Annotated in this window: 17 protein-coding genes; 6 read left to right on the top strand and 11 right to left on the bottom strand. The window is 67.5% G+C overall.

What is annotated here, in order from left to right; genetic code table 11:
* Nucleotides 1-7 precede the first annotated feature (7 nt).
* On the bottom strand, nt 8-1,183 hold the full coding sequence (locus BM360_RS10065; protein ID WP_093314267.1) for an alpha-hydroxy acid oxidase: 1,176 nt from the start codon (nt 1,181-1,183) through the stop codon (nt 8-10).
* Nucleotides 1,184-1,351: 168 nt separating this feature from the next.
* Complete coding sequence (locus BM360_RS19335) at nt 1,352-1,573, bottom strand: hypothetical protein (RefSeq protein ID WP_131819235.1); 222 nt, start codon at nt 1,571-1,573, stop codon at nt 1,352-1,354.
* A gap of 220 nt (nt 1,574-1,793) precedes the next feature.
* On the opposite strand from BM360_RS19335, the gene BM360_RS20030 reads away from it, so the two are divergent.
* The gene (locus BM360_RS20030; protein ID WP_165611274.1) at nt 1,794-4,124 is read left to right on the top strand and encodes a M10 family metallopeptidase C-terminal domain-containing protein; all 2,331 of its coding nucleotides are present in this window, start codon (nt 1,794-1,796) and stop codon (nt 4,122-4,124) included.
* A gap of 30 nt (nt 4,125-4,154) precedes the next feature.
* Here BM360_RS20030 and BM360_RS10050 read toward each other — a convergent pair whose 3' ends face one another.
* The 8 genes from BM360_RS10050 to BM360_RS10015 form a co-directional block, all read right to left on the bottom strand.
* On the bottom strand, nt 4,155-5,522 hold the full coding sequence (locus BM360_RS10050; RefSeq protein WP_242653433.1) for an alginate export family protein: 1,368 nt from the start codon (nt 5,520-5,522) through the stop codon (nt 4,155-4,157).
* Nucleotides 5,519-7,087: an MFS transporter gene (locus BM360_RS10045; protein ID WP_093314261.1), complete on the bottom strand. Its 1,569-nt coding sequence runs from the start codon at nt 7,085-7,087 to the stop codon at nt 5,519-5,521. Before BM360_RS10045 ends, BM360_RS10050 begins: the two co-directional genes overlap by 4 nt.
* Complete coding sequence (locus BM360_RS10040) at nt 7,084-7,488, bottom strand: DoxX family protein (protein ID WP_093314259.1); 405 nt, start codon at nt 7,486-7,488, stop codon at nt 7,084-7,086. The genes BM360_RS10045 and BM360_RS10040 overlap by 4 nt, the downstream gene beginning before the upstream one ends.
* A gap of 3 nt (nt 7,489-7,491) precedes the next feature.
* Nucleotides 7,492-9,426 carry an amidohydrolase gene (locus BM360_RS10035; RefSeq protein WP_093314257.1) on the bottom strand — a complete coding sequence of 645 codons (1,935 nt, stop codon included), beginning with the start codon at nt 9,424-9,426 and terminating at the stop codon, nt 7,492-7,494.
* On the bottom strand, nt 9,423-9,620 hold the full coding sequence (locus tag BM360_RS10030) for a DUF1427 family protein (protein WP_093314255.1): 198 nt from the start codon (nt 9,618-9,620) through the stop codon (nt 9,423-9,425). Before BM360_RS10030 ends, BM360_RS10035 begins: the two co-directional genes overlap by 4 nt.
* A 19-nt stretch (nt 9,621-9,639) precedes the next feature.
* Nucleotides 9,640-10,476 (bottom strand): alpha/beta fold hydrolase, encoded by an 837-nt coding sequence (locus tag BM360_RS10025; RefSeq protein ID WP_093314253.1) that lies wholly within the window; start codon nt 10,474-10,476, stop codon nt 9,640-9,642.
* A 64-nt stretch (nt 10,477-10,540) separates the two neighbouring features.
* A complete protein-coding gene (locus BM360_RS10020; RefSeq protein ID WP_423228898.1) occupies nt 10,541-11,212 on the bottom strand; it encodes an isochorismatase family protein in 672 nt (223 codons plus the stop codon).
* A 31-nt stretch (nt 11,213-11,243) separates the two neighbouring features.
* Nucleotides 11,244-11,516, bottom strand: coding sequence for a hypothetical protein (locus BM360_RS10015; RefSeq protein ID WP_093314252.1), 273 nt, complete (start codon nt 11,514-11,516; stop codon nt 11,244-11,246).
* A 193-nt stretch (nt 11,517-11,709) separates the two neighbouring features.
* Between BM360_RS10015 and BM360_RS10010 the strand changes: the two genes are divergently transcribed.
* The 4 genes from BM360_RS10010 (at nt 11,710) to BM360_RS09995 (ending at nt 17,706) form a co-directional block, all read left to right on the top strand.
* A complete protein-coding gene (locus BM360_RS10010) occupies nt 11,710-14,664 on the top strand; it encodes a sensor histidine kinase (protein ID WP_165611273.1) in 2,955 nt (984 codons plus the stop codon).
* A 38-nt stretch (nt 14,665-14,702) separates the two neighbouring features.
* Nucleotides 14,703-15,332: a response regulator transcription factor gene (locus tag BM360_RS10005; RefSeq protein WP_093314248.1), complete on the top strand. Its 630-nt coding sequence runs from the start codon at nt 14,703-14,705 to the stop codon at nt 15,330-15,332.
* 64 nt (nt 15,333-15,396) lie between these two features.
* Nucleotides 15,397-15,822 (top strand): hypothetical protein, encoded by a 426-nt coding sequence (locus BM360_RS10000; protein ID WP_093314246.1) that lies wholly within the window; start codon nt 15,397-15,399, stop codon nt 15,820-15,822.
* Between the two features lie 255 nt (nt 15,823-16,077).
* Nucleotides 16,078-17,706: a Na+/H+ antiporter gene (locus BM360_RS09995; RefSeq protein ID WP_207544614.1), complete on the top strand. Its 1,629-nt coding sequence runs from the start codon at nt 16,078-16,080 to the stop codon at nt 17,704-17,706.
* Between the two features lie 10 nt (nt 17,707-17,716).
* On the opposite strand, the gene BM360_RS09990 is transcribed toward BM360_RS09995, so the two are convergent.
* Nucleotides 17,717-18,115, bottom strand: a complete 399-nt coding sequence (locus tag BM360_RS09990) for a hypothetical protein (RefSeq protein WP_093314244.1) — start codon at nt 18,113-18,115, stop codon at nt 17,717-17,719.
* A 114-nt stretch (nt 18,116-18,229) separates the two neighbouring features.
* Between BM360_RS09990 and BM360_RS09985 the strand changes: the two genes are divergently transcribed.
* Nucleotides 18,230-19,597 (top strand): DUF4139 domain-containing protein, encoded by a 1,368-nt coding sequence (locus tag BM360_RS09985; protein WP_093314242.1) that lies wholly within the window; start codon nt 18,230-18,232, stop codon nt 19,595-19,597.

The following is a 19,597-nucleotide window of genomic DNA, read 5'->3' as shown; positions in this document are numbered from 1 at the left end:
TGCCTGATCATCGATGCAGAGCGCTCCCACGCGGCCGATGGCGGACATGGCGACGGGATAGAGCCGCGATATCGTTGATGCCTGCAAGCATCAGGGTGCGCTCGAACTCCTGCCTCATTAGCGTCAGCAGGTGATCGACGCCCGTTTCGCCGGCCGCTGCCAAGCCGTAAAGATAGGGGCGGCCGATCGAGCAGGCCGTCGCCCCGAGTGCAAGCGCCTTGACCACGTCCGAACCCCGCCTGATCCCGCCATCGCAGATCACGTCGGGAGCGTCGCCCACGGTGTCGCGCACGGCTGCGATCTGATCTATCGGCGCGGGCGCGCCGTCCAGCTGACGTCCGCCATGATTTGAGATCATGACACCGGTCGCCCCGGATGCGATCGAACGGTGAGCGTCCTCCGGCGTCATCACGCCTTTTATCGCGAGTGGCCCGTTCCATTCGCGTGCGAGCCATTCCACATCGCGCCAGCTGACCGACCGGTCGAACTGGCCTCCGATATAATCGAACAGGCTCATCGGCCCCGCCGCCAGCGCATCGACCTTGTGGCTGACATTGGCAAGATCGAACTTGGATCCGGTCAGTGCCGGAATCGACCAGGAGGGATGGAGCGCGAAGCTGAACATCGATCGAAGCGTCAGCTTCGGCGGCAGCGAAAGGCCGCTGACCCGATCACGTTCCCGGTTGCCGGCGACGGGGGTGTCGACGGTCAGGGCAAGGCCGTGGAAGCCGGCCTCTCGACAGCGCGCTACGAACTCGGCGGTCAGACCGCGATCCTTGAAGATGTAGATCTGGAAAACTTTCGGTCTGGCGAACGCCTGCGCGAGATCTTCCAGCCGTGTCGTGCCCATGGTCGACAGGCTGTAGAGCAGGCCATGTCGTGCTGCCGCGCGGGCAACGGCGAGCTCGGCATGCCCGTGGAACATGCGGGTGAGCCCGGTCGGCGACAGCATTAATGGCCAACGCGACGGCTGCCCGAAGATCGTCGTTTCGGTGCGCACGTCGGAAACATCGTTCAGGACGTCAGGAACGAGCTCATAGTCCTTGAACGCAGTCACGTTGCGACGCAATGACACTTCATCATCAGCGCCGCCATCGATATAGTCGAAGATGGGCCGCGGCAGCCGGCTACGCGCCAGCAGGCGCAGGTCGGCGACATTGTGCGCCCGTTCAACTCGCTTCATCGAATTTGTGTAACTTGGCGGTCGGAGACCGTCAAAGCTGTCTTCTCCAAGATTCTGCGGTGAAGACCTGGTGCAAAGCCAAATTGCTGCAGGGCACATGCGGCACCCTGGTCGCCAAATGGCTTACAGATGACGGCGTGCGCTCTCGAAGCACATCGAACAAGCGGCTCAACGCTCGAAGCCGAAGCGATGCATCAGCTCCGCCCGGGTCGCCCGCTCGGCTTGCGCGGCTGGGGCGCCGCGACCGCGAACCTGTTCGAACAGGTCCGGTCCGATCTGGCGCCACCAGGGCAGATCGATCGGCCCGGCGCGCTGCTTCAGATGGGCAAGATAGGCGTCGAGCGTCGCGAAGCGCTGGCCGAAAGCGTAGGGCAGGGGCGCATCGTTCATGGGGGCTTGCACCTCCGCCTTGTCCGACCGACCGGGCTGCGTGCGCGGCACGTACGGCTCCGCCGGAAGCGGTCGAAACGGCGACAGTGCGGCAGCCGCCGCAATAGTGAGCAGGCCGGCTATCATGCGGTGAATGATGCCGAATTCGCGTCCGGCTGTCTAGCCAATGCCGGAGCCCTATGATCTTCTGACCTCAATAGATAAGGATTGGAGGATCCTCATGGCATCGCCGCTCGTGCGCTTCGATTCATACGGCTCCATCCTCGATGAAGGCGCGCAGAAGGGGCGCCCGGTCGAGGGTTTCAACCTGACGGCACCGCCCAAATCCGCGGCGCCGCGCAACGTCATCGCCGCCGATGCGGACGCCGTCGTCCCGGGCAGCCTGTCCGGCACGGAGGGATATGACCTGATCGCGGTCGAGCTGGTCGCGGGGCAGACGTACAGCTTCGCCTATCGTGGCACGCCGACCGGCGGGATCGAGGACCCCTATCTCGCGCTGTTCGACACGACGCTGAGCACGGTGCTGGCGGAGGATGATGACGGCGGCGCGGGGCGCAGCTCGCTGATCACGTTCACCGCGGCGACCACCGGCACCCACTATCTCTATGCAACGTCCTTCTACACGCTGGACACGGGCGATCCCTCGATCGACACGGGCAACTATACGATCGACGTCTGGTCGGCCGATCCTGCGAAAGACGCGCCGGCCACCTTCGCGGGTGCCGAACTCATCGGTGCAGGCACCACCTTCGGCTTTCTCGACTCGGCGGCGGACGTCGATACCTACCGGATCGACGCGAAAGCGGGGCAGCTCTACACCTTCACCTATGCCGGCGGGATCGCCGGATCGGCCGAACTTGCCGATCCGATCCCGGGCGACAATATCGGCGTGATCGACATCTTCGACGCGCGCGGCACGCTGGTCGCCTCCGCGGTCGATTACGAGACGGGTGCCAGCTTCTTTGCGGAGCAGGCGGGGACCTACTACGTCCAGGTCTCGCCCTACGATCCCTCGCTGCTGGGTGGCTACACACTCGACGTGAGCGAGATCGATCCGGCCGACTATGATCCGCTGGATTCGATCGATTGGCGCGACGCGGACAACGTGCCGTTCGTCGACGTCAACGGCGTGCCGACCGCCTATGTCTATTTCGCGCCGGCAGGCGAGAATTTCGGTGAGACAGGCGATGACGGCGTGACGCCGATGGAGACGTTCGGTTGGCAGCAGTTCCAGATCGACGGCGTGATGAACGCGCTGAACGAATATGAGAAGATCCTCGGCGCCAATTACGAAATCACCACGGACCCGAGCAAGGCGACCTTCCGCCTGCTGACCACCGAGTCCGAGCAATATGGCGCCTTCTTCTACCCGCGGGATCCTGCCTACGGGACGCAGCAGGGGATCGGCGCATTTAACCTGCTGAGCGGTGGCTTCACTTTGCCCGAGAGCCTGCAGCCGGGTGGCTATTCCTATGGCGTGATCCTGCACGAATTCGGCCACGCCCACGGCCTTGCCCACCCGCACGATACGGGCGGCGGATCGGACCTGATGCTGGGCGTCTCGGGGCCGGACTCGCTTGGCGTCTACGATCTCAACCAGGGTGTCTACACCGTCATGTCCTATAATGACGGGTGGGAGACGCATCCGGACGGCGCCTTGCCGTTCACCCGCGCGACCGTCGGCTATGGCTGGTCCGGCTCGCTGAGCGCATTCGACATCGCTCAATTGCAGGAACGCTATGGCGTGCACGAGGCGGCCACGGGCAACACCACCTACACGCTGGACGATGTCGATGCCGCCGGTACCTTCTATCAGACGATCTGGGATACGGGCGGCACCGATACGATCCGTTATGACGGCGCCCGTGATGCGCGGATCGACCTGCTCGCCGCGACGCTCGACTATACGCCGACCGGTGGTGGTGTCGTTTCCTACGTTGACGATATCCACGGTGGTTACACCATCGCCAACGATGTCGTCATCGAGAACGCCACGGGGGGCGCGGGCAATGACGCGCTACTCGGCAACAGCGCCAAGAATGTGCTGACCGGCAATGCCGGCAACGATGCGCTCCTCGGACGTGAGGGCAATGACCGGCTGTACGGCGGCGCAGGCGAGGACACGCTGACCGGCGGCACCGGGCTCGACCTGTTGTTCGGCGGCGCCGGCAACGATGTGTTCCTGATGGAACTCGACGAGCCGGCGAACAAGCGCAAGTTCACGCTGGATGTGATTGGCGATTTTGCCAAGGGCGACCGCATCGATCTGAGCGGGATCGATGCGAACCTGAACCGCGACGGCGACCAGGCCTTCACCATGGCCGGCAAGTTCCAGCTGCTGCCGCAGATCGGCCAGATCAAGACGGTGTCGTTCGGCAGCGTCAGTGCGGCGGAACGCTCGCTCGGCTTCGATCTGGGCGATCAGAAGGCCGCAGCGGGGCACGGCGCCGTCACCGTGCTGCTGGGCGAGGTGGATGGCGACATCCTGCCGGACTTTGCCGTGCTGATGTTCGGCTCCAGCACGGTCGGCGTGTCGGACCTGATCCTCTAGGAAGGCGCCGGCAGCGATGCCGGCCGATGATCAGAAGCGCAGCATCGTCTCCGCCCCGACCATGTGAATGGGACGGGCGGGGCCGGTCTCGCGCAGGAATTGCCCGGCGGTGAACAGCGAGGCGCTGAGGGAGAAGGACAGGATCGTGTTCGCCTGCCAGCCGACCAGCAACTCGATCTGGTTGCCGATGTGGCGCGCGTTGCTGTCTCCCGGAGCCCGGATCAACTGTCCGGGCACATCGTAGAGGCCGTCCCTCCGGCTTGCTCGCCAATAGGCGATGCCGGCCAGTTCGGCGGTGAAGCCGCGGCCGAGGTCCACGTCCACGCTTGGATGCAGATTGACGATGTTGCGCGGGCCGATCGGCGACAGCTCTCCAAAATATTTGCCCTTTGGAAAAAGCGCGTTGAACGTGCCGAGCCGATCGTCATTCCGGTCGCGGTCGCCGCTGGCCATGTTGGCGCGAAGCCGGAAGCGCGGGGCGAGCGGCGCGGAGAAGGCGTAACTCGTCTCGCTGGCGATGGACCATGCGCGGATGGTCGCCGAGCCGAAGCGTCCGCCCTGCAGCATGGCTTCCCAGTTCCAGCCAAGGGCACCGCGCCGTCCGAACAGGCGCAGGCCGTAGGTATCGCGCCGCTCATGCGCTGGCGCAGCGCCAAACCGGGCGCGGTCGTCACGATAGCCCAGCCAGTAGAGATCTGCGGCGGCGCCGTCGGCGAGCGGCACCGTCGCGTAAACGCCGTTCAGGCGCTTGGTCGGGGAGGTTCGATCATCGAAGTCGCCCGGGCGCACCGAAACGGGGCGCGTGTGCAGCGCCTCCACGCGCACACCGCGTTGCTCAAGCGAGAGGCGCACGCCGTCGAACGGCTGCGGGATGTTCGGGCCATAGCGCAGCCCGACCAGCCGCTCCGAGCCGAGGCCGATCAACTCGCGCCCACCGCGTAGAGTCAGCGCTGCATCGTCGCCGAGGGGCAGGCGGACATCCGCGAAAGCCTGCAGCACATCCAAGCCTGTCGCATCCGCGGGCCCAGCGCCGGGCCGGACGCCGCGTGCATAGCCGGCAATCCCCTGCACGAAGGCGCGCACCGGCCCGGCATGCAGGTCGGCCAGCGGCATGAAGCGCAGCCAGAGATAGCCATCGTCGGGTGCAGGCGGTTGCCCCCAATTATTGTTGTCGAACCCCTCGTACCGAGCCCGCGCTTCGGCGCCGAGCGTCACATAGACACTGCGGTCGGCGGAGAGCGGTCGATCCTTAAGCCGCTCCCACCAGTGGGCGTCCCGGTTCGGCAGGCCGCGAGCGGCTGACCAGTCCTCGTCATAGCGCAGGTTGGTCTGTGCGACCTGCGCCCCCGCGGGCAGCGGCAGCGCCAGCAGCAGCGCGCCGGTCAGCCGGGCGATCACCGCGCGACCATGTGTCGCACCAGCGGCGGGGCGGCGTCCTGCTGGAAGGCGCGCAACGCCTCCTGCTGCACCCGATCCGCGTTGGTGACGCGATCGTGCTGGCGCAGATGCTCAAGCCAGCTTTCGACGGTGAACGTCTCGGTGACGCGGCCGGGCTCGGCGACATCCTCGTACAGCCCCCAGTGGATCGCGCCGTCGCGGCGGCGGATGCGGCGCATTCCCTGCATTGCGTCGAAGAAGGCGGGCACGCGTGCCGGATCGACGTGATATTCGATGGTTACGAGCACCGGGCCGCGATCATGCTCGATCTCGGTTTCGAATACAGGCGCCGGCCAGTGCAGCGACGGCGCGAGATCAAGTTTGGCCATGCCGTCCAGCGGGCGAGCCCATCCGAGCAGCAGCGTGGCGGCGGCCAGCAGCGCGGCTGCGAGCACCAGCGTGGCGGGTACGCCGATCGCGCCGGCGACACCGCCCCACAGGGTCGAGCCCGCCGTCATCGATCCCTGGAAGACGAGCAGATAGATGGCGAGCGCGCGCGCCTTCACCCAGGCGGGGGAACTCGCCTGCGCACCGCCGTTAAGAGATGCCATCATTGCAATCCATGCGAAGCCGCCAGCCGCCAGTGATGCCGCCGCCGCGGCAAAGCTATGCGACGCTGCGAGTGCGACCATCGCGCCCGCCAGCAGCAACGAGGCCACCACCGTCGTGCGATTGGCCCCGAGGCGAGCGCGCAATCGCGGCATCAGCATCGCCCCCGCAATGGCACCCAGCCCCATGAAGGTCAGCAGCCCGCCATAGCCGGCGGGCCCCAGCCCGAGGTCACGGCGTGCGACGATCGGCAGCAGCGCCCACAGCGCACTAGCGAACAGGAAAAAGCCGATCGAGCGAACGAGCACGGCCTTCAGCTCGGGGGCACGCAGGGCGAAGCGGACGCCCGCGCGCATCGCACCGACGAAGTGCTCCGCCGGCAGGTGGCGTTGCGGCACATCCCGTCGCCAGCGCGCGATCACGGCGATCACGCCGACTACCGACACCGCATTGAGCGCGAACACCGCACCCGTTCCCGCGGCCGCGATGATCACGCCGCCCAGTGCCGGGCCGATCGCCCGCGCGATGTTCACCCCCAGGCTGTTGAGCGCCACCGCCTGCTGCAAAGCGGGGGCAGGCACCAGCTCCGGCACGATCGCCTGGAAGGTCGGCGCCGAAAGCGCCGCACCGATCGCGATCGCGGCGGTGAGCGCCAGTAGCAGAGGTGCGGTGGTGATCCCGCCGAATGTAGCCAGCGCGAGCAGCGCGGTCGCGACAAGTCCGAACAGCTGTGCGCCGATCAGCATCCGGCGGCGATCGACGATGTCGGCCAGCGCCCCGGCGGGCAGCGCCAGCGCGAACATCGGCAGCGTCGTCGCCGCCTGCACCAGCGCGACCATCAGAGGATTTGTCGAGAGCGATGTCATCAGCCAGCCCGCCCCGACATCGTGCATCCAGGTGCCGATGTTCGACACGATGGTGGCGATCCACAGCGCGCGGAACACGGGGCTGGAAAGCGGCTTGGCGGTGTCGGTCATCGTCTTGCCTCCCGCACGATCGCCGCGAGCATCAGCCCGCCGACCAGACCGGCATGTTCAAGGAAGGTGTTGCGCTCGTGAAAGCGCGCGATCGGATCGAGCACGCGCCAGAACGGGTGTGCGATCAGCGTAGCGAGAGCGGTGAAGACACCCAGCGCGCCGGCACCGAGCCACGCCCAGCGTCCGGCAATCAGCAACAGCGAGCCGCCGATCTGGACGAGGATCGTCAGGCCGACGACCGCCGCGGCTGGCTGGAGACCGAAATGCCCCGCCTCTGCCAAAGCGCCATCAAGATCGAAGAGTTTGCCCAGCCCGCTCGACCAGTAGGGCAGCGTCAGCAGGAGGGTTGCGGTGATCGCGAACCGCTCATCGCGAAGCAGCGTGTGGACGGGGTTCCGCATCGCTCAGACTGCCCAGCAGCCGCAGCCGAACGCACCCCAGAAGCTCTGGACGTCGGCCGCGGGAACGGCGGCGCCCAGTGCGGCCGCATGATCGTGGCCATGCACGCCGCAGGCGGAGACGCAGCCGCAGGCGGACGCCATCTTCCGCGCCGTCTCGGGTTTGCGGTGATAGCCGCCGAAGGTTGCGACCGGCGACCAATCGGGCATGGGCCGGGGCAGGGCAGGGGCGATCCCGGCGAAGTCGCCCTCGCCATGAACCACCCGGCCGCCGAGCAGCGTCAGGACGGAGCGCAACTGGGCGATCTCTCGCTCAGGCACCGCGAAATAGTCATCGGAGAGCAGCGCCAGATCGGCGAGCTGCCCCGCCTTGATCTGCCCCTTCTTTCCTGCCTCGTTGGAGAACCAGGTGTTCCGCTCGGTCCAGAGCCGGAGCGCCGTCTCCCGATCCATGCGGTTGCGCACCGGGTAGAGCGCCAGGCCGCCGAGCGTCCGTCCCGTGACGAGCCACGACAGCGACACCCACGGATTGTAGCTCGCCACCCGCGTCGCATCGGTGCCCGCACCGACCGGCACGCCCGCCTCCATCATGCGGCGGATCGGCGGGGTCGCCTCCGCTGCCTTGACGCCGTAGCGCTCGACGAAATACTCGCCCTGGAACGCCATGCGGTGCTGCACCGCGATCCCGCCACCCAGCGCGGCGATGCGGTCTATGTTGCGCGCGCTGATCGTCTCGGCATGGTCGAAGAACCAGTTGAGCCCTTGCAGAGGCACGTCGCGGTTGACCTTCTCGAACACGTCGAGCGCGCGGCCGATCGTCTGATCGTAGGTCGCATGCAGGCGCCACGGCCAGCGCCGCTCCGCGAGCAGGCGAATGACCGGCTCCAGATCGCCTTCCATGGACGGCGGCATGTCCGGCCGCTCGACGCGGAAATCCTCGAAGTCCGCCGCCGAATAGACCAGCATCTCGCCCGCGCCATTGTGACGGTAGGTGTCGTCACCATCGCCGGGTTTCACCTTGGTCGACCAGGTGGCGAAATCCTTCAGCTCTTCCTTCGGCTTCTGCGTGAAGAGGTTGTAGGCGATGCGCAATGTCAGCTGATCGTCGGCGTGCAGCTTTTCGATGATCGCATAATCGTCGGGGTAATTCTGATAGCCGCCACCGGCATCGATCACGCTGGTGACGCCGAGCGAGTTGAGCTCGCGCATGAAGTGGCGGGTCGAGTTGAGCTGATACTCCTCTGGCAGCTTCGGCCCCTTGGCGAGTGTCGCGTAGAGGATCGTCGCGTTGGGTTGGGCCAGCAGCAGCCCGGTCGGGTTACCGGCCGCGTCGCGCACGATCTCGCCGCCCGGTGGATTGGGCGTGTTCCTGGTATAGCCGACCGCCCGCAGCGCCGCGGCGTTCAGCAACGCCCGATCATAGAGGTGCAGGATGAAGACCGGCGTCTCCGGCGCGGCCGCGTTGATCTCGTCGATCGTCGGCAGGCGCTTTTCGGCGAACTGATGTTCGATGAAGCCACCGACGACGCGCACCCACTGCGGTGGCGGCGTGTTCCGGGCCTGACGCTTCAGCATGGCCATCGCATCGGCAAGGCTCGGCACGCCTTCCCAGCGCAATTCCATGTTGTAGTTCAGCCCACCGCGAATGACATGGATGTGGCTGTCGATCAGGCCCGGGATCAGGCGCCGGCCCTTGGCGTCGATCACCTGCGCGTCAGGGCGGGCGGCGGCCCGCGCCTCCGCTTCGCTGCCGACGGCGAGGAACTTGCCGTCGCGGATCGCGACGGCGGCGGCGACCGGATTGGCGCGGTCCAGCGTCGTGACCTTGGCATTGGTGATGACGAGGTCGGGTTGCGTCTGCATGGCGAGGCCTTCGCTGGCGACGGCGAGTGCAGTGCCAGCGGCACCGGCGAGCATGCCGCGGCGGGTTAGATCGATCATAAGCGGGTCTCCGGTCGCGCGATCGCGGTGCGATCGGCGAACCGCTTGGCGAGCGGGACGATCTGCTCACCAGCCAAAATGCCGGTGAGCCCGATCAGCGCGACGATCGGCGGGGCGGGGGAACGGACGCCGAGGAGGCTATAGACCATGCCGATCAGCAGCCCGGCCCCGAGCGAGAGGATGTAGGGCTTCACGGTGCCGTTCCCTTCGCGCTCAGCCGCGGATGAACGCGAGCAGATCCGCGTTCAGCACGTCCGCATTGGTGGTGAGCATGCCGTGCGGGTAGCCCTTGTAGAGCTTCAGCGTGGCATTCGGCGCGATGTCGGCCGAGAGGACGCCGGCATTCTGATACGGCACGATCTGGTCATCATCGCCGTGCAGGACGAGCAGCGGGACGGTGATCGCCTTCAGATCATCGGTCTGGTCGGTTTCGGAAAACGCCTTGATGCCTTGATAGTGCGCCAGCGCGCCGCCCATCATGCCCTGGCGCCACCAATTGTCGATCACCGCCGATTTGACGTCGGCGCCGTCGCGGTTGAAGCCATAGAAGGGACCGGCGGCGAGATCGCGGTAGAATTGCGCGCGATTGTCGGCGAGCGATTTGCGCAGGCCGTCGAATACCTCGATCGGCAGGCCGCCGGGATAGCGCTCGGTCCTGGCCATGATCGGCGGCACCGCACTGACCAGCACGGCCTTCGCGACCCGGTCCGCCGGGATGCCGTGCCGTGCCACATAGGCCGCCACTTCGCCGCCGCCGGTCGAGTGGCCGATGTGGATGGCGTTGCGCAGGTCGAGATGCTCGACCACCGCAGCCGCATCGGCGGCGTAATGCGCCATGTCGTGCCCGAAATCGACCTGGGCCGAGCGGCCATGCCCGCGGCGATCATGGGCGATCACGCGGAAGCCGTTGGCCAGGAAGAACAGCATCTGCGCATCCCAGTCGTCCGCGGACAGCGGCCATCCGTGATGGAACATGATCGGCTGGGCGTTCTTCGGCCCCCAATCCTTGAAGAAGATCTCGGTGCCGTCCTGCGTGGTGATCGTGCTCATCGGTCGTTCCTTCGCTCTTGAGTATTTGGCCGGGCGGTTGCACCCGGCCGGTGCGTGGACGAAATCAGTGGCCGCCCTCGGAAGCGCCGAACATCGTCTTGGCGTAAGTGATGCCGAGGCCGTATGCGCCGCCCCACTTGCGGGCGATGCCGGTGGTCATGTCGTAGGTCTCGCCGCGCGCCCAATCGCGCTGCAGCTCGAGCAGATATTGAAGCGCGGTGATCGGCCGCGCTCCGGCCTGCACCATCCGCTCGACGGCACGCTCATGCGCCTCGGGCGAGATGTCGCCGCTCGCGTCGGTGATGACGTAGACCTCGAAACCCTGATCGAGCGCCGAAAGCGCCGGGCCGACGATGCACACCGACGTCCACAGCCCGGCGAGCACGATGCGTCCCTTGCCGATGCGATTGACCTCGGCGATCACGCCTTCGTCTTCCCAGGTGTTCATCGACGTGCGGTCGAGCAGCTGTTGTCCGGCGAAGGGCGCGGTGATCTCGTCGAACATCGGGCCGGAGAAGCTCTTCTCCGCCACGGTCGTCAGGATCGTCGACACGCCGAAACCCGCGGCGGCGTTGGCGACCAAGGCGGCATTGTTGCGCAGCAACTCGGGCGCGATCGACTTGGTGGCGAACGCCATCTGCGACTGGAAGTCGATCAGCACCAGCGTGTGATCGGTCGGCGTCAGCAGCAGCTTGCCGGGAGTGGCGGTAGCATTGGGCATGGTCAATTCCTTCATGAGGGGGCGCGTTGTCGTTGGTGCGAGTGGATTAGCGGAGGCCGATCGTTCGACGTATCCCGATAAGATCGTCGGGATTGTTCGACGGAGTAGAAAAGTCGGGATCAGCCGGCGCGAGCAGCAGTCTGAGCACCACCGCCAGCCAGCCGAGATAGAGGACGATCCCGCCCGTGATCGCTCCTGCGGTTCCCAGCGAAATGCAGAGTGAGGCGGCGAGGAGGACGCCGCCGGCAGCGCCCCGCAGCCGCGGAACACGGCCCGGCCGGCGGCTGGGCCGTGGCATGATGTCGAACGGTGTGAGCATGCGGCGAACTCCCTTTCGATCGGGCGGACCGCGTCTCCGCGATCGGCAGGGAGGATGATTAGGCAGGCCCACCGTGAGACGGCACACTAGGCCGGGGGGCGGTGCGATCCCTCATTCGGGTGAGCCAAGCGCCGCCCGATCCGCTACGCTCACGCAGATGGGGGCAAGCACGTTGCAGCATCGGTGGCGCAGGATGAGGGCGCTTGCGTCATTCGTGTGCGTGCTGGCGCCGACCGGTGTCCGGGCGACCGGGATCGAGGGGTTCAAGCATAACAGCTGGACGTCCGAGCAGGGCGCGCCCGGCAACGTCGTCGGTCTGACGCAGACACCGGACGGCTATCTCTGGCTTGCGTCGGCGGAGGGCGTGTTCCGCTTCGACGGACTGAGCTTCGAGCATATCGCCCCGCCGCCTGATCCGCGCTTTGCCAGCGCGATCCCGACAGCGGTGTTCGCCGACCGGCAAGGGCGGCTATGGGTAGGCTTCAATCAGGCCGCTGGAGCCGCGATCTACCGCGACGGTGCCTTGCACGCCGTGCCGATGACGAAGGCGCCGCCATCGCTCCTGAAGTTCGCGCAGCGCCGGGACGGGGCGGTGTGGGCATCCTGGGGCGGCGGCGGCGACCGCCTGTTCCGCTATGCGCAGGGACGCTGGCAAGTGATGGATCGCGCGCTCCGTCTGCCCGCCGGCGAGATCGCGTCGCTCGCGGTGACCCCCGATGACAGCCTCTGGGTCTCACTCGGGCGGAGCCGCGAGGCGGGGATGCTCGCCCGGCTCTCGCCCGGTGCCGCACGCTTCCAGATCGCGCCTGACCAGGTCGGCTTCACCATGCTCGCACGTGCGCCGGACGGCGGGCTCTGGGTGTCGGATCAATATGCGACCCGGCAGGTGAGGGACGCGGGGGGCCGACTGCCGGAAGTGCCGAGCCGTTTTGCGCCCGTATCCGGGGCCGCCGTACCAACGCTCGCCTTCGACCGGCGCGGTGGCATCTGGGGCACGACCCGCGGCGTCGGCCTGTTCCGCGCCGTTCGGCACGCTGGAACGGCGAATGTCCAGCGATTGGGGGAGGGGCGGCTCCTCTCCTCGGATGCCACGATCGAGACGTTCACGGATCGTGAAGGCAGCATCTGGGTCGCGACCGATGCCGGCCTCGATCGCTATCGCCCCGCCCCGGTCGCGCGCCTGTCCTCGGTGCCGCCGGACGTGCAGGATGGCCTCAAGCTGGCGCGCGCGCCGGGCGGCGCCGTCTTCGTCGCGTCGGCGCACCAGCTGTTCCAGACACGGCCGGAGGGTGCGCGTCGCATCGGCAGCGGGCTCGGCCGTGTCGGCGCATTGTGCAGCGCGTCGACCGGTGTCTGGGCGGTTCATGGCGGCCGGATCACGCGCCATGGCCACGGAAGCGCAAGCCTGCCGCTCCCGCCGGATTCCGTCACGCCGACCGCCTGCGTGGAGGATCGCGCCGGCCGCCTGTGGCTGAACGGCGCGGATGCGGTCTGGCTGCGTGATGCGGGCAAGTGGCGCCGTCACCCCGCCAACCTCGACGGCAGCGCGCTGGACCTCGTGCGCGATCCCACGGGTGAGGGCATCTTGGTCAACACGGGCCGCGACGCCCTTCTCCGCCTCACCCCCGCGGGCTCGCAGCGCGTCGGCGCATCGCAGCTTGGATTGGGAACGCTGACCGCGCTCTGGACGGTCGGCGATGCGGCTTTTGTCAGTGGCGCCACGGGCGTGGCTCGGGTCACTGCCACCGGCATCCGCCGCCTGTCATCGGTGCGCAATCCCTGGCTCGTCGGGGTGCGCGGGATGGCGCTCGATCGCCGCGGCGATGCCTGGTTCCTCGTCCGGCTCGGCATCGCACGGGTAAGCGCGCGCGAACTCGCCCGCGGCTTCGCGACGCCCCATGCCACTCTGCGCCACCGGCTGTTCGGCGCGCCCGACGGTTACGACACGCGCGGCCAGGCCGTCAGCTTTCGCGGCGCGCAGGTCGCGTCCTCCGCCGATGGCCGCATCTTCTTTGCGACCCGTGCCGGGACGCTGATGGTGGATCCGGCGCTGATCGCCCGCAACCTCGTGCCCCCGCCCGTCACCATCCGCATGGTGACGGCAGGCGAGCAGAGCCGGCGCGATCCCCCGGCAATGCTTCGCTTGCGCGAAGGGCTGCACGACATTCGCATTGCCTTCGCCGTCAACAGCCTCGCCGTCCCATCCCGCAACCGGACTTTCTTTCGCCTCGAAGGGCAGGATTCCGGATGGACTGCCGCGGGATTGCGTCGCGAGGCGAGCTACACCAACCTCAAACCCGGCCGGTACTTGTTCCGCGTCATCGCTGCCAATCCGGACGGCGTGTGGAACCGTACCGGCGCCTCGCTCGCAATCGAAGTGCCGCCGACCTTTGTCGAGCGCTGGCCGTTTCGCCTGCTCTGCGCCGCTGCCGCTGCGGTGCTGCTCTGGCTGGCCTATCGCATCAGGCTCCGCTTCGTCGCGCGGCGGATCAGGAGCCGGCTGCTCGATCGCCTCCGCGAGCGTGAGCGCGTCGCCCGCGACATCCACGATACCCTTCTTCAGTCCATCCAGGCGCTGATGCTGCGCTTCCAGCTGGCCAGCGACGCACTGCCGCCCGACCACGCGGCGCGCCGCGACCTGGAGGCGGCGATGGACCGTGCGGACGAGGTCGTCGCCGAGGGGCGTGACCGCCTGCGCGACCTGCGCCGCAGCGACGGTCTCGAGGATCCGGAAGCGGCGCTGCGCGAGATTGCCGGTCGGCAACTCGTGGGAAGCGCAGTCGCCGCGACGATCCGGTCCAGCGGCACACGCCGGCCCTTGGACGCGGGCGCGTGGGACGAACTGGCCAGCATCGCAGCGGAAGTGTTGTTCAACGTGGCTCGCCACGCCCATGCATCCGAAGTCCTTGTGGAACTCGACTATCGGGGCAGCGGCCTGACTTTGCGGGTCGAGGACGATGGCGTCGGGATTCCGGCCGATGTCGCGCGGGACGGGCGGCGGGGGCATTTCGGAATACCGGGCATGCGCGAGCGGGCAGGGAGGATCGGCGGCACCTTCCGCATTGGCGCGCGCCGTGAAGGTGGCACCTCCGTCATCGTGACAGCGCCGGCTGCAATGATATACCGGGGGGGCGGCGGCACGCGCTGACAGGGGGTTGGCGTGGCCGCGCTGCCAGCCGGTGACAGATGGAGCCCACCCGCCAACCGATCCGCGTGCTCGTCGTCGACGATCACCCGATGATGCGCGACGGCATCTGCGCGTCGATCGAGCGACAGGACGACCTTGTGGTCGTGGGCGAGGCGAGCGACGGGCAGGAAGGTCTGGCGCTGTTCCGCGAGCTACGGCCCGACGTGACGTTGATGGACATCCAGATGCCGGTTCTGGGCGGGATCGAGGCGCTGGAGACGATCCGTGCCGAGCGCCCCGACGCGGTCGTGCTGATCCTGACGACCTATCCCGGCGACGCGCAGGCTCATCGTGCGCTGCAGGCGGGGGCGGCGGGCTATCTGCTCAAATCCTGCCTGCGCAAGGATCTGATCGACACGATCCGCGCGGTCCATGCCCGCCGTCGGGTAATCTCGCCTGACGTCGCGCAGGAGCTTGCACTCCATGCACCGCAGGAGCGGCTGAGCGACCGTGAAGTCGCCGTCCTGCGCCTTGTCGCGGACGGCCAGTCCAACAAGCAGATTGCCTGGGCGCTCCAGCTTTCGCTGGAGACGGTGAAGTCGCACCTCAAGACGATCTTCGAAAAGCTCGCCGTGGACGATCGCACCCACGCCGTCACCGTCGCAACCCGGCGGGGTTATCTCAGCTAGCGCTGCAGGGGGGAACTCGCGCCGATCAGGTGCGCTCCGATGTGCAGGTTTCAAGGGGAGGGCCATGGACGATTTCGCACGCATGATGAGCATGGAGGGTGTGCGTCCGCTCGAACGAGCCAAGGTGAAGCAGCGACAGCCGGGCCGGGAGGCGCAGCCCACGTCTGGCCAGCATGCCGCTCCGGCGCCGCAGATGGTTGCCGGTGGACATGCGTGGGTCGAGGGCCCTCGCGCACGCACCGCGCTTGAGACGGCGCTTGAGCGGCTCGCTGCCGACAGCCGCAATGGACGGCGGGGCTGGGCGACCGGCATCCGGCAGGATGGCACAACGGTGTCGTTGCCGTCCTCCTCAGGAGCGGCAGCGATCCTCGGCGCCGCGGATCGCCAGTCCTTGCGGCTGATGATCCTCGGGGGTGACGGCTGGACCTTCGTCATGCATCCGCTGATGGGGGTGGCAACGCTCGATGAGGATCCTGACGGCGCGGAATGAGCGGACTGAGAGCAGGGGTTGAATAAGGCGCCCCTTGAGCCGATCCTGGAAGCGGCGTTTGGCAGTCGCCAAACTCCCGCGCAGCGATCGGCTCGCCTTCCGGCTGGCGACACCGACGTAGCTCGCCGACAGTAGGTCCGGCACGTGCGCGAGCGGCGGAACGTCGCCGCAGTGTCCCGCTTCGGCAGGTCAGGGAGATCGGCAGCAGGCGGACCAGCCTTGCGCCGACCGTCCGAAGTAAATGGAGTGCTAGTATTGGAAGTCGTGTCGATCAGCCTGTTTCTGCTGCTGGCGGTGGTCGTCAGCGGCGCGATCGCACGCATGCTGCCCGTGTCGGTGCCCACCCCGCTCGTGCAGATCCTGTTGGGCGGGCTCATCGGCCTGTCGACCTCCTACCGGGTCGAGCTCGATCCCGAGCTGTTCCTGTTCCTCTTCCTGCCGCCTTTGCTGTTTCTGGACGGCTGGCGCATCCCGAAGGACGAGCTGTTCATGGATCTGCCCACCGTGGTCGAGCTGGCGCTGGGGCTGGTGCTGCTGACCGTCATCGGCATGGGCCTGTTCATCCACTGGCTGCTGCCTGCCATGCCGCTGGCGGTCGCGTTCGCGCTTGCGGCCGTCGTTTCGCCGACCGATCCGATCGCCGTGTCCGCCATTGCGGCGCGCGTGCCCATTCCGCGCCGGATGATGCACATCCTGGAGGGCGAGTCGCTGCTCAACGATGCATCCGGCCTCGTCTGCCTGCGCTTCGCCATCGCGGCGGCGCTAACCGGCAGCTTCTCGGCCGGTAATGCCGCGTTGAACTTCCTGTGGGTTGCCGGCGCGGGCCTGGCGGTGGGCGTGCTCTTCACCCTCGCCGTCACGCGGGCAAAGGCCTGGGTGACGCGGGGCTGGGGCGAGGATTCGGGCTCGCAGGTTCTGGTCAGCCTGCTGATCCCGTTCGGCTCCTACCTGCTGGCCGAGCATCTCCATGCCTCGGGCATCCTCGCCGCGGTGGGAGCGGGCGTCACGATGAGCTTCGCCGAAATCTCCCGGCAGGCGCTTGCGGCTACGCGGATGCGCCGCAACTCTGTGTGGGACACGATCCAGTTCGCCCTGAACGGCATCATCTTCGTGCTGCTCGGCGAACAGCTGCCCGCGATCCTCGCCTGCGCGCGGCAGACCGTGGCGGTGACCGGGCATGCATCGCCCCTGTGGCTCGGGCTCTACGTGCTGGCGCTCGTGTCCGGGCTCCTGGCACTGCGCTTCGCCTGGGTGTGGGTGTCGCTGCGCCTGACCATCCTGCGCAAGCGCCTGCCGGGCGCTGCCGGCAGCCCCGACTGGCGCCTCGTTGCCGCGACCTCGTTTGCGGGGGTGCGCGGGGCGATAACGCTGGCCGGCGTGCTGACCCTGCCGCTCGCCATGAAGGACGGTTCGCCATTTCCCGCGCGCGATCTGGCGATCTTCCTTGCCGCGGGCGTGATCATCGTCTCGCTCATCCTTGCGACCGTTGCGTTGCCGATCCTCCTGAAAGGGCTGACGCTGCCGGCCGAGCCGTCGCGACAGGCCGAAGAGGATGCGGTGCGGATCGCCACGGCCAAGGCGGCGATGCGGGCGATCGAGCGCCATCAGCACGCGCTGGCCGAGCAGCATGACGATCCGGATCTCTATGCCGCCGCAGGGGCACGAGTGATGGATTTCTATCGTGAGCGGATCGACGGCCTGTCGGGCGAAGGCTCCGACATGATGCGGGCGCAGGATCGGCTGGTGTCCGAGTTCAGGCTGGTTGGCGTCAAGGCCGAGCGTGAGCGGCTGCGGGCGCTGCTGCGGGAGCGGGCAGCCGGCAGCGAGACGGCGCGCAAACTCACGCGCGAGCTCGACCTGGCGGAAACGCGGCACCGCGCCTGAGGACCGCCTCTCAGCCGGCGACCGTCTCGACGAAGCGCCGGTTCACCCATCCGTGTCGACACGGCCCCGCATAGCGGAGCGGCTTCCCCGTGGGCACGGGAATGGCGCAATCGCCGCCGCCGCCCGGCTGTATGATGACGGCGATCCAGTCCGCCTTTTCGCTGCAGGCGATCATGGACGTTGCCGGTCGCAGGCGGGCAATTTCGGGCCATGCGGTGCCCGGTCCGGCACGCAGCGACAGAAAGCCTTCGCGGCCACCCTCGGGCAGCTTGACGCGCAGGAAGGATGGGCAGGCGTCCACGTTCGGATCGGCCCGCAGCAGCACGGGCACCGGCTTCGGCGTGGCGGCCGCAGCGGCAGCCGCGCTGACGGGGATCATGCAGCACACCAGCAGCGCAAAACGTCGCATCTTCCATCTCCTGCAAGCTGAGCGGGCATAGCCGCCCATCGGGGACAGATCGACGCCCAAGGCTTTCGCGTCGCCTTCGCAGCCGCTAGCTTCTGCGGAAAAGGGGAGCTTGCGATGCGGCGGTCGTGGATCTTGGGCGCGGCGGTGTGGCCGGCGACAGCGCTGGCGCAACCCGCGCAGGGCGATGTCCAGATCACCATCTACAATAGCGGCGTCGCGCTCGTGCAGGACGCGCGGACGCTGACGCTGCCGCAAGGTCGCAGCCGGCAGGAATTCCCGGACGTGTCCGCGCAGATCCGCCCCGAAACGGTGACGCTGAGCGGCCCCGGCATCGGCATCGTCGAACAGAATTTCGACTTCGATCTGCTGTCACCCGACAAGCTGATGGAGAAGGCTGTCGGCCAGACCATCACCATCGTCCGCACCAACCCTGCAACGGGTGCGGAAACACGCGAACAGGCGCGCGTGCTGGCGGCGAATGGCGGCATCGTGCTGCAGATCGGCAACCGCATCGAGGTGCTGCGCGACGACGGCCTGCCCGTGCGCGTGGTGTTCGACAAGGTGCCCGACAATCTGCGCGCACGGCCGACGCTGTCGGTCACGGTCGATGCGGCACGCGGCGGGGCGGTGCCGATGCGACTATCCTACCTGACGCCGGGGCTCGGCTGGACGAGCGATTATGTCGCGCTGTTCGACGAAAAAGCGGGGTCGATCGACGTTCAGGGATGGGTGACGCTGAACAACAATACCGGCACCACCTTCACGAACGCGGGCACGCTGCTGGTGGCCGGCACCATCGGCGGTGCGGCCAACCGCTTCGCCTCGCTGGATGACAATGCGGCGATCGAGCAGGCCGGCACCGAGACGGGCACGCGCCAGCGGCTGGGCGATTTCTACCTCTATCCGCTGGCCGAGCGGACGACGATCGCCAATGCGCAGCAGAAGCAGGTCAGCTTCCTTGATGTAAAGGCGGCGGCGGCCCGCAAGGCCTATGAATTCAGCAATGGCTGGCTGGGCGGCAACGATGTCCCGCGCAGTGCCGCGACCGCGATCAAGTTCTCGACCTCGCGTGCGGGGGGATTGGGCGATCAGCTGCCGGCCGGAACGGTGCGCGTCTACATGCGCGACGCACGCGGCGATCCGCAGTTCATCGGCGAGAACCGCATCCCGCACACGCCGATGGGCTCGTCCATGTCGATCCGCACGGGCGAGGCCTTCGACGTCAAGGTGAAGGTCGTCGTCGCCGAGCGGACGCGCTTGTCGAACCGGCGCTGGCGCACCCGCATGGCCTACACAGTCAGCAATGCGCGCGACGTGCCGGTCACGGTGGATCTCGCGCAGGACGGGCTATGGGGCGATGTCAGGATCACCGAGCAGAGCGTGGCGGGCGAGCGCGTGTCGGCTGATCGGGTGGAATGGAAGGTGCCCGTCGCCGCGAACGGTACGACGGATCTGACGGCGACGTTCGACTCGCGGTATTGA

It is taken from the genome of Sphingomonas jatrophae (genome assembly GCF_900113315.1).
GTDB lineage: Bacteria > Pseudomonadota > Alphaproteobacteria > Sphingomonadales > Sphingomonadaceae > Sphingomonas_P > Sphingomonas_P jatrophae.
This window is presented reverse-complemented; position numbering and strand designations above follow the sequence as displayed.